This is a genomic window from Vibrio sp. N418 (assembly GCF_000222565.1).
In the GTDB taxonomy this organism is placed as follows: Bacteria; Pseudomonadota; Gammaproteobacteria; order Enterobacterales; family Vibrionaceae; genus Vibrio; species Vibrio scophthalmi.
In genome coordinates this window covers 78913-92556 of the sequence record NZ_AFWD01000052.1, presented here as the reverse complement: position 1 = coordinate 92556, position 13644 = coordinate 78913, and the positions used below count along the sequence as shown (strand labels likewise).

The following is a 13644-nucleotide window of genomic DNA, read 5'->3' as shown; positions in this document are numbered from 1 at the left end:
TGAGGGTGAGTTATGATTCTGTCGGCAAACTAGGCGCTCTGCAACAAAAAAGCCCCTCATTGAGGGGCTAATAGCGGATATTTAAGCAAACGTCACTAATCTAGCTGTGGGCCAGCGGCGACGAGTGCTTTACCTTCTGCATTGTCGGTGTATTTATCAAAGTTGTTGATAAAGCGCTGGGCAAGATCGTGTGCTTTGCTTTCCCATTGTAGCGGGTCAACATAGGTATCACGCGGATCAAGGATCGCTGGATCAACACCTGGCAGAGATGTCGGAACTTCAAGGTTGAAGATTGGAATATGAGTGGTTTTCGCATTTTCAATCGAACCATCCAAAATCGCATCAATGATGCCACGCGTATCTTGGATAGAAATACGTTTACCAGAACCATTCCAACCGGTGTTCACTAGGTAGGCTTCTGCGCCTGCCGCTTCCATACGTTTTACTAGCACTTCTGCATACTTGGTTGGGTGAAGCGTTAGGAACGCAGCGCCAAAACAAGCTGAGAACGTTGGTGTTGGCTCTGTAATGCCACGCTCAGTACCCGCTAGCTTAGCAGTAAAGCCAGATAGGAAGTGGTACTTAGTTTGCTCTGGTGTCAGTTTAGACACTGGCGGTAGCACCCCAAATGCATCAGCAGATAGGAAGATCACCTTGTTGGCATGCCCACCTTTCGACACAGGTTTAACGATGTTGTCGATATGATGAATTGGGTAAGAAACACGCGTGTTTTCTGTTTTTGAACCATCATCAAAGTTGATTGAGCCATCGCCACGTACTGTAACGTTTTCCAGTAGCGCATCGCGACGAATCGCATTATAGATATCAGGCTCTGCTTCTTTCGATAGTTTGATGGTTTTCGCGTAACAGCCGCCTTCAAAGTTGAACACGCCGTCATCATCCCAACCATGCTCATCATCACCAATCAGTGCACGCTTAGGATCCGTTGATAGAGTCGTTTTACCAGTACCTGATAGACCAAAGAATACTGCAACATCACCGTCTTCACCCATGTTGGCACTACAGTGCATTGAAGCGATATCTTTCAATGGCAGGAAGTAGTTCATCATGGCGAACATGCCTTTCTTCATTTCGCCGCCGTACCAAGTACCACCAATCAACTGAGTGCGCTCAGTTAGGTTAAATACGGTGAAGTTTTCAGAGTTAAGACCATGCTCTTCCCATTTCTGGTTGGTGCACTTCGCGCCGTTCATTACCACAAAATCCGGTTCGAACGTTGCCAACTCTTCTTCTGTTGGTCGCAAGAACATGTTTTTCACAAAGTGCGCTTGCCACGCCACTTCAGTGATAACACGGATACTCAGACGGGTATCTGGGTTAGCACCGCAGTAGCCGTCAATCACAAACAAGCGCTTACCTGACAACTGGTTAGTCACCAATTGCTTCAGATCATTCCAAACCGCTTGGTTGATAGGTTTGTTATCGTTTTTAACCGCATCTGACGTCCACCACATATGTTCCTCTGTAGTGGCATCTTTAACGATATATTTATCTTTTGGGGAGCGACCGGTGAAAATACCAGTGTCGACAGCGACGGCGCCAAGTTCAGTGACTACTCCACGTTCGTAGCCTTCTAGATCAGCACGCGTTTCTTCTTCGAACAACAATTCGTAACTAGGGTTGCGTACAACCTCTTTTACGTCATGAAGCCCATGCTTGGTTAGATCAATTGTTGCAGCCTTTGTATGTTCCATAACGGTCATAGGTGCTCCTTGTGGGAAGTTTTTTGTAGGGATTTTGTAATAATGTTTTATTTTTCTCTATTAACCATGCTAGCAACGAGGCCCAGATAAAACAGGGAGGTAGTTCAAATATTAACCATGATTTTCACGTGGTTTTAGGTGACTCGTCACATATTGGTAGTGATATTTTATCGCGTAGGCAAAGGGTTGCGCTAGATCAAATGGATTAATAATGTACAGAAATTAAGTACAGCGTACTGTTGTCTAACTTCCCGTAATTACTAGGTTTAGGTCACAAAAAAAGCCAGCGAGATGCTGGCTTGTGCGGGATTTTACGTGCTTGTTAAACTGTGCAAATTAATGCACAGTTTTATCACCGCTCTGTGCGTTGATAAACAGTTCTTCCACTTCAGATTCATTGAATGAATATGTTGTACCGCAGTAATCACAATGTAAGGATACCGATCCTTCTTCTGCTAAAATGTCATTAATTTCAGTACGATTGACGGTAATTATCGCCGCACCACTACGCTCACGTGAACAGCCACAGTGGAATACCACTGGTTGAGGTTCAAATAGGCGAACTTTATCTTGGTTGTAAAGGCGGTAAAGTAGCTCTTGCGCTTCTAGGCCAAATAGCTCTTCGTCTTTTACTGTGTTGGTTAATTGCTCTAGGTGTTCAAAGTCTTCTGCTGAACCGGTGCCATCTGGCATGATTTGAATCAACATACCAGCAGCGTGTGCTTTGCCGTTCAGTTCACCGGTACGGATCCACAAGCGAGTTTTTAGCTGTTCTGAGTTCGCAAAATAGTTTTCAATCACTTGCGTTAGATTTTCACCTTCTAGGCCAACTACGCCTTGGTAGCGTTCACCTTTTTTCGGTTCAATCGTGATCACTAGGTAACCTTTACCCATCATCTCATGCAGTGTGGCATTATCAGCAATGTCACCTTCCCAGCGCGCAACACCACGGATCTTTTGATCGTGATCGCCGTTGATAACCGCAAGAGAAACCGGGCCGTCACCTTGTAGTTGAATCGTAATCGAACCTTCAAATTTCAACGTTGCGGTTAAAAGGGTAGTTGATACCAGTAGCTCACCCAGCAGTTTTTGCAGTGCAACCGGGTATTCCTTGCTTGCGATAATTTGTTGGTATGCTTCATCCAGTTGCACCATTTCGCCACGTACTGATAGATCTTCAAATAGGTAGCGATTTAAAACGTTGTTTGTGATTACAGTATCAGTCATTAGGACAGTCCGGCTTATTGATGTTTAAACTTAATGATATCGCGGCGCTGCTTTTTATCAGGGCGGCGTTCAGGGCTAGGATTGTGAGCGTTCAGTTTACGCTGGCGTGCATATTCTTCACGCTTTGCTACGCTTTCCGTCGTCTCAGAGTAAAGAGTTTGCGCTTCTGGCGCACCACGACGTTGGCCAGAAATCTTTTCGATAATGATCGTTTTTTCTTCGTTGGCTTGACGCAAAGTAAGCACCGCACCAAGTTCTACATTCTTACTTGGTTTGCTGCGTTGTCCATTATAGTGAACTTTGCCACCATCGACCATATCTCGTGCGATGGAACGCGTTTTGTAAAAGCGCGCAGCCCAAAGCCATTTATCCAATCTTACCGTGTCTATTGGGGAACTCATTGCACTCTTTACCCTCTAACTAGGTTAACTATCGCCCTAACAATGGTGATGTTGTGCGCACTTTTCAAGGTAAGGTTAGAAAATAGACTTTAAAGGGGGGGCGACGGAACATTTTTATATAGAGCCATAATATAGTTTGTTAGAATTAACAGTCGTGGGTTATATACATCTTTTTATTCATGTTTATATCGCTACACAGTGTCGATATGGATCAATCATCATCAAGGAAATGCAGTGAAGCCGTTCAGCTTTCGTTCTCCCTCTTTGCAAAAGCTCGTAGCCAATCAAGCGGTGATTAGCGCTTGGGTTACCGTCATTCTTTTGCTCTCGGCGGCTTGGGTTGCCGGGAAATTGATCTGGTTTCCGTATCAACAAGTGGATGTCGTCACGTGGCAGCCATCCAGTCGCAATATGCCTGCTGGTAGTCAGCAAGCTCGCCTTGATTTATCAACATTACAAAACAGCCATTTGTTTGGTCGTTATCAAGCCGATGTCGTCGCTCCTGTTGCCAAACCTAAACTAGAAGATGCGCCGAAGAGCCGTTTGAATGTGGTCTTGGTGGGTGTCGTGACCAGTAGTGATGCGGGAAAAAGCTTGGCGGTCATCGCCAAGGGTGGCAAGCAAGCCACTTATGGCATTAACGAAGTGATTGCGGGGACACAAGCGAAGGTTGTGCAAGTACAATCCGATCGCATTATTGTTGATAACTCTGGCCGTAATGAAACCGTGATGCTCGAAGGAATTAAGTACTCCAAGCCGGTGCAACGCGCGGCGCAAACATCCCCTGCCTTAAGCGCCAATACTAAAGATAAGCTGGAACAAATCCGCGCTGAAATCACCAAAGATCCAAAACAAATTTTCCAATACGTTCGCATGTCGCAAATGAAGCAAGATGGCGAGGTTGTGGGTTATCGTTTAAGTGCTGGTAAAAGCCGCGAGTTGTTTGACTCGGTGGGATTAAAAAATGGCGATGTTGCCACCCACTTAAATGGACAAGATTTACGTAATGCCGCAGCGATGGGTGAAATTTTCAGCCGTCTGGCAGAGTTAACCGAATTGAATTTAACGGTAGAGCGTAATGGCCAGCCATACGATATCTACATTGAATTATAAAACGCGCAGAAAAAATTATCCTTTGAGGAGTATCAAGTGAAGCATTGGCTTAAGAAAAGCGCATGGCTATTAGCCGCAACCTTAGTGGTTTCTCCAGTAGCGATGGCCAGCGAATACAGCGCCAGCTTTAAGGGCACCGACATTCAAGAGTTTATTAATATTGTTGGTCGAAACTTAGAAAAAACCATCATTGTTGATCCGTCTGTGCGTGGAAAAATTGATGTCCGTAGCTATGACACCTTGAGCGAAGAGCAGTACTACAGCTTCTTCCTCAATGTATTAGAAGTGTATGGCTACGCTGTGATCGAGATGGATAACGGCATCCTTAAAGTGATTAAGTCGAAAGACGCTAAAACATCGGCGATCCCAGTAGTGGGTGATGGCGACGTGAAAGGCGACGAAGTGGTCACTCGCGTAGTCACGGTGCGTAATGTCTCGGTGCGTGAGCTTTCTCCTCTGCTACGCCAACTGAATGATAATGCCGGTGCGGGTAACGTTGTTCACTATGACCCGGCCAATATCATCTTGATCACTGGCCGTGCCGCGGTAGTGAACCGTTTAGCCGATATCATCAAGCGCGTTGACCAAGCGGGTGACAAAGAAATTGAAGTGGTGGATCTGAAAAATGCTTCAGCCGCTGAAATGGTGCGCATTGTTGATGCATTGAATAAGAGCAGCGACAGCAAAAACACCCCAGGATTTTTACAACCTAAGCTGGTGGCCGATGATCGTACTAACTCAGTACTGATTTCTGGTGACCCACAGGTGCGTAAGCGTCTGCGTAAATTGATCCAACAACTTGATGTTGAAATGGCCAGCCGTGGTAACAACCAAGTGGTTTACCTTAAATACGCCAAAGCGGAAGACTTGGTCGATGTGTTGAAAGGTGTCTCGGACAATCTACAAGCGGAACAGACGTCTGGCGGTAAAGGGGCGAAATCCAATTCTGACCAAGTGATGATTGCCGCGCACGTATCCACCAACGCATTGGTGATCACTGCGCCCCCATCCATCATGACCGCGCTGCAAAACGTAATTGCTCAGCTTGATATTCGTCGTGCACAAGTCTTGATTGAAGCCTTGATTGTCGAAATGGCCGAAGGTGACGGCATCAATCTTGGTGTGCAGTGGGGCTCGTTAGAAACTGGAGCGACCATTCAATATGGCAACACGGGTGCACCAATTGGCCAAGTGATGGTCGGTTTGGAAGAGGCAAAAGATCAAACCAGCACCGAATATTACAACGATAGCAATGGTAATCGCGTACCTTATACCGTGACCGAATCTGGCGACTACAGCACCTTAGCTTCTGCTCTGTCGGGTGTTAACGGTGCGGCGGTGAGCATCATGATGGGTGACTGGACCGCGCTATTAACCGCGGTATCAACCGACTCGAACTCTAATATTCTTTCATCACCAAGTATTACGGTGATGGATAACGGCGAAGCCTCATTCATCGTTGGTGAAGAAGTACCGGTATTAACCGGTTCTACCGCAGGTTCTAATAACGATAACCCATTCCAAACCGTTGATCGTAAAGAAGTCGGTATCAAACTGAAAGTGGTGCCACAAATCAACGAAGGTAATTCAGTGCAACTGAATATTGAGCAAGAAGTCTCCAATGTACTTGGTGCTAATGGCGCGGTGGACGTACGTTTTGCTAAGCGTCAGTTGAACACCTCAGTGATTGTTGAAGATGGTCAGATGATTGTCTTAGGCGGTTTGATTGATGAGCGTGCGATGGAAAGCGAATCGAAAGTGCCGCTATTGGGTGATATCCCTGTGCTTGGTCACTTGTTCAAATCAACCAGCACTCAGGTTGAGAAAAAGAACCTGATGGTATTTATCAAACCAACCATCATTCGCGATGGGGTGACCGCCGATGGTATTACTCAACGTAAGTACAATTTCATTCGTGCTGAGCAGTTGTTCAAATCAGAACAGGGTTTGAAGTTGATGGATGACAGCCACATTCCGGTATTGCCTGAATTTGGTCACGAACGTCAACACCCGGCTGAGATTCAAGCCTTTATTGATCAAATGGAAAGCGTGCAATGATGGAGTTAGATGCGGTGCATCTGCATCGCCGCTTACCGTTTGGTTTTGCCAAACGTTTTAACTTGGTGCTAGAACAAGAGCCAGAGGGTTTGACGTTATTTTACGTTGAGCCGTTGTCGATTGAAGCGCTGTTAGAAGTAAAGCGCACCACCTCGGTGAGCTTTATTTTGCAGGCGGTGAGCAAAGAAATTTTTGAGAAAAAGCTCACCACAGCCTATCAACGCGATTCTTCGGAAGCGCGTCAGTTGATGGAAGATATTGGCGCCGATAGCGATGACTTTTTCTCGTTGGCAGAAGATCTGCCGCACGATGAAGATTTGTTAGAGTCAGAAGACGATGCGCCGATCATTAAATTGATCAATGCCATGTTGGGTGAAGCGATCAAAGAAGGCGCATCGGATATCCATATCGAAACGTTCGAGAAGAGCTTATCGATTCGTTTCCGCGTTGATGGTGTGTTACGTGATGTGTTGTCGCCAAGTCGCAAGTTGGCACCGTTATTGGTGTCACGCGTGAAGGTCATGGCGAAGCTCGATATTGCAGAGAAACGTGTCCCGCAAGATGGCCGTATTTCACTGCGTATTGGTGGCCGAGCGGTTGATGTGCGTGTTTCGACGATGCCGTCTTCACATGGTGAGCGTGTGGTTATGCGTTTGCTGGATAAAAATGCCACACGTCTTGATTTGCACAGCCTTGGGATGGAAGCGAAAACGCATCAACAGTTCCAAGCGATGATTGCTCGACCGCACGGCATTATTTTGGTGACGGGCCCGACCGGTTCGGGTAAGTCGACCACCTTGTATGCGGGCTTGCAAGAGATCAACAGTAACGAGCGCAACATTCTTACCGTTGAAGACCCGATTGAATTTGATATCGATGGCATTGGCCAAACGCAAGTGAACCCTAAGGTGGACATGACGTTTGCCCGTGGTCTGCGTGCGATTTTGCGTCAAGACCCTGATGTGGTGATGGTTGGTGAAATTCGTGACTTAGAAACAGCGCAAATTGCCGTGCAAGCCTCGTTGACTGGTCACTTAGTGATGTCGACGCTGCACACCAATACCGCGGTAGGTGCGATTACGCGCCTGCGTGATATGGGCATCGAACCGTTTTTGATTTCCTCTTCACTACTGGGCGTTCTCGCGCAACGTTTGGTCCGCACATTGTGCCCAAGCTGTAAGCAAAGCTATGAAGCGGATACTGCGCAAAAAGCGTTGTTTGACCTGAGTGCAGATGATTCATTAACACTGTACAAGCCCGCGGGTTGTGAGAAATGTAATCACAAGGGTTATCGCGGCCGAACTGGTATTTATGAATTATTGATGGTTAACGAACAAGTTCAAGAGCTGATCCATAACGAAGCGGGTGAGCAGGCGATGGAAAAAGTGGTTCGTCAGCACACACCTTCGATTCGTTGTGACGGCCTAGCAAGAGTTCGCCAAGGCGTAACATCACTTGAAGAAGTGATGCGAGTAACCAAGGAAGGCTAATGGCGGCGTTCGAATACAAAGCACTTAATGCGAAAGGCAAATCACAAAAAGGGGTGATGGAAGGCGACAATGCCCGCCAAGTCCGTTCACGCCTTAAAGAGCAAGGCTTAGTGCCGATTGATGTGGTGGCGACGCGCGCGAAGCAGCAAGCCAACACGCCAGAAACCGAAGCTCTCACTTTTAAGCGCGGGATCAGCACGCCAGATTTGGCGTTGATTACTCGTCAGCTGTCTACGCTAGTGCAATCGGGCATGCCGCTCGAAGAGTGTTTGCGTGCGGTGTCTGAGCAAGCGGAAAAACCGCGTATTCGTACCATGTTAATGGCGGTACGAGCTAAGGTGGTTGAAGGACACACCTTGGCTGACGGCTTGGGGGATTACCCACATGTCTTTGATGAACTGTTTCGTTCGATGGTCGCCGCGGGTGAAAAATCGGGCCACCTTGATGGTGTGCTTGAGCGCCTTGCCGACTACGCAGAGAATCGTCAGAAGATGCGCAGCAAACTTCAACAAGCATTGATCTATCCAGTGGTGCTGGTGGTGTTTGCGATTGCGATTGTCGCGTTCTTGTTGGCTTCGGTGGTGCCTAAAATTGTTGGCCAATTTGTCCAGATGGGCCAAGAACTGCCTCTTTCAACCCGCATTTTGATCAGCGCCAGTGAGTTTGTGCAGCATTGGTGGATCACCATTGCGATAGCCCTTATTGCGTTGGCTTATTTGGTGCGTTACGCCTTATCTAAGCCTTCCATTCGTTTGAGTTGGGATCGCAAAGTGATCGCGATGCCAGTGATCGGTAAGATTGCTCGCGGCCTTAATACCGCCCGTTTCGCGCGTACATTATCGATCTGTACCTCGAGTGCCATTCCCATTTTGGATGGTATGAAAGTCGCGGTTGACGTGATGTCGAACCAATACGTCAAACAACAAGTGTTGCTCGCATCGGATCGGGTGCGTGAAGGGGCTAGCCTGCGAAAATCGTTGGATCAAACCAAACTGTTTCCACCGATGATGCTGCATATGATTGCCTCGGGTGAGCAAAGTGGTGAATTAGAGAGTATGTTGACTCGCGCGGCAGACAACCAAGATGCCAACTTTGAGTCGATGGTGAATATTTCGTTGGGGATCTTTACCCCATTAATGATTGCTGTATTGGCGGGATTGGTGCTGTTTATTGTAATGGCCACTATGATGCCTATTTTAGAAATGAACAACTTAATGAGCGGCAAATAACGCTGACCAGAAAGAGACTTCTTGGAGACAATAATGAAAAAACAACATAATAAAAAACAGTCTGGCTTCACCTTGTTAGAGTTGATGGTGGTAGTGGTTATTTTAAGTATCTTAGCCAGTGTGGTTGCGCCAAACTTGCTCGGCAGTAAAGACACCGCGGCACAGAAGAAAGCCACGGTTGATATTAAAGCGCTGGAAACGGCTCTTGATACGTACAAGCTTAACCACAACGTTTATCCAACCACCGATCAAGGTTTGGAAGCTTTGGTGACTGAGCCAAGCAACCCAACGCCACGCAACTACCCACAAGATGGTTACATCAAGCGTCTACCGCAAGACCCATGGGGCAACGATTACCAATACCTAAGCCCAGGCGATAACGGCAACATTGATGTCTTCACGCTAGGCGCTGATGGCCAAGAAGGTGGTGATGGTGTTAATGCCGATGTCGGCAACTGGAATCTACAAGATTTCCAATAATCTTCTTATTGATGAGTTTGGCGGCATAGGCCGCCATTTCTCTCTTCACTGGATGAGTTTTTCACTCTGATGTTGGTTGAATTTAAATAGTGCGCGGCATGTCGAAAAGTAAAGGCTTTACCCTAATCGAAGTGTTATTGGTGGTGGCGTTGATTGCCATCATGGCTTCAACAGTGGTGTTTTCTTTACCTGATAACAGTCGTGATGAAGCGGAGCACCAAGCTAAATCGCTTTGGTTACGCTTACAGCTACTCAATGAAGAAGCAATGCTCAGTGGCCGTGATTTTGGGCTGCGTATTGAGCAAGCCAAAGGGCGTTACTTCTTGCAGCAGCTCGAAAATGAGGGCTGGCAACCACTTAAGTTAGATCGCTTACCTTACGAAACACAGTTGGTCGACTCATTGAAGATGGAATTTAATCTGGGTGGTTCGGCATGGCAGGATCAAGAACGCTTATTTAATCCTACTTCACTGTTTGATGAAGAGATGTTTGCCGATCTAGAAGAAGAGAAAAAGTTACCCGCCCCGCAGGTATTCGTGATGTCGAGTGGTGAAGTCACCCCATTCTCTATTGCTATTTATCCAAGCGACGCTGATTTAGAGCAAAGCGCATGGCAGGTAGTGGCAAAAGAAAATGGCCAAATCATCTTGTTGCAACCGGGAGAGCAAGAGGAATTAGCCGATGAGAGATAACTCAAGCCAACCTTGCTTAAGCAAACCTCGCTCAAGCAAACGCCAGCGACGTGGCTTTACCTTACTTGAGGTGCTCGTTGCGTTAGCGATTTTCGCCATGTCAGCGATGGCCTTGGTGCGCTCTGTGAGCCAGCACATAAATACTCTGACGCTGATGGAAGAAAAAGCCTTTGCGGCCATGGTGGTGGATAACCAAATGGCCAAAGTGATGCTCAACCCGCAAGCATTGAAAAAACAGAGCGGTAAAGACCAATTGGCAGAACGCACTTGGTACTGGACGGTCGCTCCGGTATCGACTTCTGGCGGTTTGATTCGTGCTTTTGATGTTTCAGTGGCAAGTTCGCGACAAGGGACGCCGATTTTAACGGTGAGAAGCTATGTCGCTAAATAAACGCTTATTTAAATCGCGTGCGGCGCGTGGCGGCAAACGTGCAGGCTTTACCTTGATTGAAGTGCTGGTGGCGATGTCGATTTTTGCTTTCCTCGCCGCAGGGGCTCAGCAGGTATTGAATCAGATGTATCGCAGCAATGCGATTTCGCAAGAGCGTAGCGAGCGCCTCAAAACCTTGCAGCGTACTCTGGTCTTTATGGATAACGATTTTCGCCAAATGGCTTTGCGTCAAATGCGCACCAATGGGGAAGAACCAAGCACTAAGTTAGTTGAATGGAAAGACTACTTGCTCGATTCGGATGGTAAAGGCGTGATGTTTGCGCGTGCCGGTTGGCATAACCCACAGCAGCAATTCCCGCGTGGTGAAGTCACCAAAGTAGGTTATCGCATCAAGGATAATCAATTGCAGCGAGTGTGGTGGCGCTACGTAGATACGCCAGCAGGTCAAGAAGGCATGATCATGCCGTTGATTGATCAAGTTGACAGTTTTGATATGCGTTTTTTTGATGGCAAACAATGGCTCAAGCAGTGGGACAAAACCATGACACTGCCCAAGGCGGTGCAAGTCTCACTGACCTTTAGTGATTATGGCGAAATTGAACGCATTTATCTGACGGGTGGTGGATCGATTGCGGTGGAGAGTCGCGATGAAGAGTAGTCAGCGTGGCGTGGCTTTATTAGTGGTGCTGCTGATTTTAGCCTTGATGACGGGAGTGGCAGCGACCATGTCGGAACGTTTGTTTGGGCAGTTTAAGCGCTCATCCAATCAGTTAAATTATCAACAAGCTTACTGGTATAGCATTGGTGCGGAAGCCTTGGCAGTGGTAGGCATCGAGCAGAGTTACCAAGACAGCGACACCATCAATATGTCGCAGCCTTGGGCGTTGGAAGAGCAAAACTTTCCGCTGGATTACGGCAGCCTTACTGGGCAGCTGCGTGATCGCCAAGCTTGTTTCAATATCAATGCGTTGGTGGATCTTGAGGCGGAAGCGGGCTCGGACAGTGCGCCTTATTTAGTGACCGTCTTGCAACAGCTCATGTCTGAATTGGATATCGATAGTCATGTCGCCGAAGTGGTCGCGCATTCAAGTTGGGAGTTTATTGATACCAATAATCACATCAACTCAGTAACGGGCGTGGAAGATAGCCATTATGAATCGATGGCTCCCGCTTATATGACGGCGGATGGCGTATTGGCTGAGGCGAGTGAATTACGCGCGGTCAACCTGGTGTCAGGTGAAGTGATGACGAAGCTAGAGCCTTATACCTGTGCGCTGCCTACCGCGGAGTTCCGTCTTAATGTGAACACTTTGCCTGCGGAACAATCTCGCTTGTTAGTGGCGATGTTTGGTGATCAGTTAAGCGACAGCGATGCACAAAGTTTACTAGAAAATCGCCCTTTCGATGGTTGGGGCGATGTTGATCAGTTTTTGGCCGAGTCACAACTCGCCTCATTAAGCGATGAAGTTAAAAAACGAGTTAAAGCCTATCTCACGGTAGACAGTGCTTATTTTGAATTGGATGCACGAATCGTGGTGGGGGAATCGCAAGTGCGTATTCGCAGCCTACTGTTCAGTGCAAATAGAGAAACCGCAACGGTGATAAGCCGTCGCTTTGGAGGAATCGGTGAGCGAGTACTTAATCGTTCGACTGAGCAATAATCGCCAGGCAAAAAAGCCGTGGTTGGTTTGGTCTGAAAGCCAGCAAGAAGTGATCGCCAGTGGTGAATTAAGCGCTGAGCAAGCGCTTGATGAGATCGCGAGCTACGCGCAAGCACGTCACACCATCGTGTTATTAAACAGTGCTGATGTGCTGTTGAAAGAGGTCAACATTCCCGCTGGTGGCGCGCGTCAATTTGATGCGATGCTACCGTACTTGGTCGAAGATGACGTCGCACAAGATGTCGATGGTATGCATTTTACGGTGCTGGCTAAGCAAGGTCAGATTGCCCATGTTGCTGGTGTCGACCGTGAATGGTTAGCGCGTGAATTAGAGACGCTCAAACAAGCAGGCTTTAACGTGACTAAAGTTCTGCCAGATGCGCTGGCATTACCAGATGTTGACGGCATTGCAGCGGTTGAATTGGCGGGCCAATGGTTATTGAAGAAACAAGCATACCAAGCGCTGACTATTGAATCTGATTGGTTGGCGATAGTGGCTCAATCTGAATGGGTTAAGAAAGGTGATGATTGGCTAGCGTTGCATGCCTATTCACCACTGCCTAAGCTGAATTTAGCACCAGAGCAAGATTGGCAACAAGCGGAGCCACAATTGGTGATGCAATTGCTGGGGCGCCAAGCGATGTTTACGCCAGTGAACTTGTTGACGGGCTGCTTTAAACCGAAGTCTGGTGTCGGTCGTTACCTCAAAGTATGGCGAAAGGCGGCTATTGCCGCTGGCGTTGTCGCGGTGGTATTGGTGGCGCAAAACCTAATTCAAACCTATCAAGCAGAACAACAAGCCGCTAAGTATCGTGCTGAAAGTGAACGTATTTTCCGCTCCGTTCTGGTCGGAAAAACGAAGATCCCGACCGTCAGCTATTTAAAGCGTGAATTGGATAATGAAGCCAAGCGTCTGTCGGGTGGTAATAGCGATGAGTCGTTATTGGTGTGGATGGCAAAACTGCCATCGGCAATCAAATCGGTGCCTGATTTTACTCTGACTGGGATTAAGTTTGATCGCCAACGTGGTGAAATTCAACTGCAAGCCAGCAGTCAAGATTTTCAAGCCTTTGAACAAGCACGCGCGAAGCTAGAAGAGCAATTTTCCGTGCAGCAAGGTCAGTTGAGTAAATCCGGTCAACTTGTAGTTGGCGATCTGATTTTAAAGCCGCGATGAG

13 protein-coding genes are annotated in these 13644 nt (G+C 47.5%); 10 read left to right on the top strand and 3 right to left on the bottom strand.

Annotated elements, in window-relative coordinates:
* Nucleotides 1-95: 95 nt before the first annotated feature.
* The 3 genes from pckA to hslR form a co-directional block, all read right to left on the bottom strand.
* Complete coding sequence (gene pckA, locus RH86_RS11040; RefSeq protein WP_009386252.1) at nucleotides 96-1724, bottom strand: phosphoenolpyruvate carboxykinase (ATP); 1629 nt, start codon at nucleotides 1722-1724, stop codon at nucleotides 96-98.
* A 336-nt stretch (nucleotides 1725-2060) separates the two neighbouring features.
* Nucleotides 2061-2936 (bottom strand): Hsp33 family molecular chaperone HslO, encoded by an 876-nt coding sequence (hslO, locus tag RH86_RS11035; protein WP_086026446.1) that lies wholly within the window; start codon nucleotides 2934-2936, stop codon nucleotides 2061-2063.
* A gap of 29 nt (nucleotides 2937-2965) precedes the next feature.
* The gene (gene hslR / locus RH86_RS11030) at nucleotides 2966-3352 is read right to left on the bottom strand and encodes a ribosome-associated heat shock protein Hsp15 (protein WP_009386250.1); all 387 of its coding nucleotides are present in this window, start codon (nucleotides 3350-3352) and stop codon (nucleotides 2966-2968) included.
* A 234-nt stretch (nucleotides 3353-3586) separates the two neighbouring features.
* Here hslR and gspC point away from each other — a divergent pair, with 234 nt between their 5' ends.
* From gspC to gspL, 10 genes are all read left to right on the top strand, one after another.
* Complete coding sequence (gspC, locus tag RH86_RS11025) at nucleotides 3587-4465, top strand: type II secretion system protein GspC (protein WP_009386249.1); 879 nt, start codon at nucleotides 3587-3589, stop codon at nucleotides 4463-4465.
* Nucleotides 4466-4501: 36 nt separating this feature from the next.
* Complete coding sequence (gene gspD, locus RH86_RS11020) at nucleotides 4502-6523, top strand: type II secretion system secretin GspD (protein WP_009386248.1); 2022 nt, start codon at nucleotides 4502-4504, stop codon at nucleotides 6521-6523.
* Nucleotides 6520-8013, top strand: a complete 1494-nt coding sequence (gene gspE / locus RH86_RS11015; RefSeq protein WP_009386247.1) for a type II secretion system ATPase GspE — start codon at nucleotides 6520-6522, stop codon at nucleotides 8011-8013. The genes gspD and gspE overlap by 4 nt, the downstream gene beginning before the upstream one ends.
* Nucleotides 8013-9242, top strand: a complete 1230-nt coding sequence (gene gspF, locus RH86_RS11010) for a type II secretion system inner membrane protein GspF (RefSeq protein ID WP_005596905.1) — start codon at nucleotides 8013-8015, stop codon at nucleotides 9240-9242. The genes gspE and gspF overlap by 1 nt, the downstream gene beginning before the upstream one ends.
* Nucleotides 9243-9275: 33 nt before the next feature.
* Entirely contained in the window at nucleotides 9276-9722 is a 447-nt protein-coding gene (gspG, locus tag RH86_RS11005; protein WP_005596907.1) for a type II secretion system major pseudopilin GspG, read from the top strand.
* 98 nt (nucleotides 9723-9820) lie between these two features.
* A complete protein-coding gene (gene gspH / locus RH86_RS11000; RefSeq protein WP_009386246.1) occupies nucleotides 9821-10414 on the top strand; it encodes a type II secretion system minor pseudopilin GspH in 594 nt (197 codons plus the stop codon).
* Complete coding sequence (gene gspI / locus RH86_RS10995; RefSeq protein ID WP_009386245.1) at nucleotides 10404-10805, top strand: type II secretion system minor pseudopilin GspI; 402 nt, start codon at nucleotides 10404-10406, stop codon at nucleotides 10803-10805. Before gspH ends, gspI begins: the two co-directional genes overlap by 11 nt.
* Complete coding sequence (gene gspJ, locus RH86_RS10990; RefSeq protein WP_009386244.1) at nucleotides 10792-11463, top strand: type II secretion system minor pseudopilin GspJ; 672 nt, start codon at nucleotides 10792-10794, stop codon at nucleotides 11461-11463. Before gspI ends, gspJ begins: the two co-directional genes overlap by 14 nt.
* Complete coding sequence (gene gspK, locus RH86_RS10985; protein ID WP_009386243.1) at nucleotides 11453-12466, top strand: type II secretion system minor pseudopilin GspK; 1014 nt, start codon at nucleotides 11453-11455, stop codon at nucleotides 12464-12466. The genes gspJ and gspK overlap by 11 nt, the downstream gene beginning before the upstream one ends.
* The gene (gspL, locus tag RH86_RS10980; RefSeq protein ID WP_009386242.1) at nucleotides 12432-13643 is read left to right on the top strand and encodes a type II secretion system protein GspL; all 1212 of its coding nucleotides are present in this window, start codon (nucleotides 12432-12434) and stop codon (nucleotides 13641-13643) included. Before gspK ends, gspL begins: the two co-directional genes overlap by 35 nt.
* Nucleotide 13644 lies beyond the last annotated feature (1 nt).

What these genes read in the sequence shown, in the direction of transcription:
- pckA (WP_009386252.1), bottom strand. Translation starts at nt 1,724, where the DNA reads ATGACCGTTATGGAACATACAAAGGCTGCAACAATTGATCTAACCAAG.
- hslR (WP_009386250.1), bottom strand. Translation starts at nt 3,352, where the DNA reads ATGAGTTCCCCAATAGACACGGTAAGATTGGATAAATGGCTTTGGGCT.
- gspE (WP_009386247.1), top strand. Translation starts at nt 6,520, where the DNA reads ATGATGGAGTTAGATGCGGTGCATCTGCATCGCCGCTTACCGTTTGGT.
- gspF (WP_005596905.1), top strand. Translation starts at nt 8,013, where the DNA reads ATGGCGGCGTTCGAATACAAAGCACTTAATGCGAAAGGCAAATCACAA.
- gspG (WP_005596907.1), top strand. Translation starts at nt 9,276, where the DNA reads ATGAAAAAACAACATAATAAAAAACAGTCTGGCTTCACCTTGTTAGAG.
- gspH (WP_009386246.1), top strand. Translation starts at nt 9,821, where the DNA reads ATGTCGAAAAGTAAAGGCTTTACCCTAATCGAAGTGTTATTGGTGGTG.
- gspI (WP_009386245.1), top strand. Translation starts at nt 10,404, where the DNA reads ATGAGAGATAACTCAAGCCAACCTTGCTTAAGCAAACCTCGCTCAAGC.
- gspJ (WP_009386244.1), top strand. Translation starts at nt 10,792, where the DNA reads ATGTCGCTAAATAAACGCTTATTTAAATCGCGTGCGGCGCGTGGCGGC.
- gspK (WP_009386243.1), top strand. Translation starts at nt 11,453, where the DNA reads ATGAAGAGTAGTCAGCGTGGCGTGGCTTTATTAGTGGTGCTGCTGATT.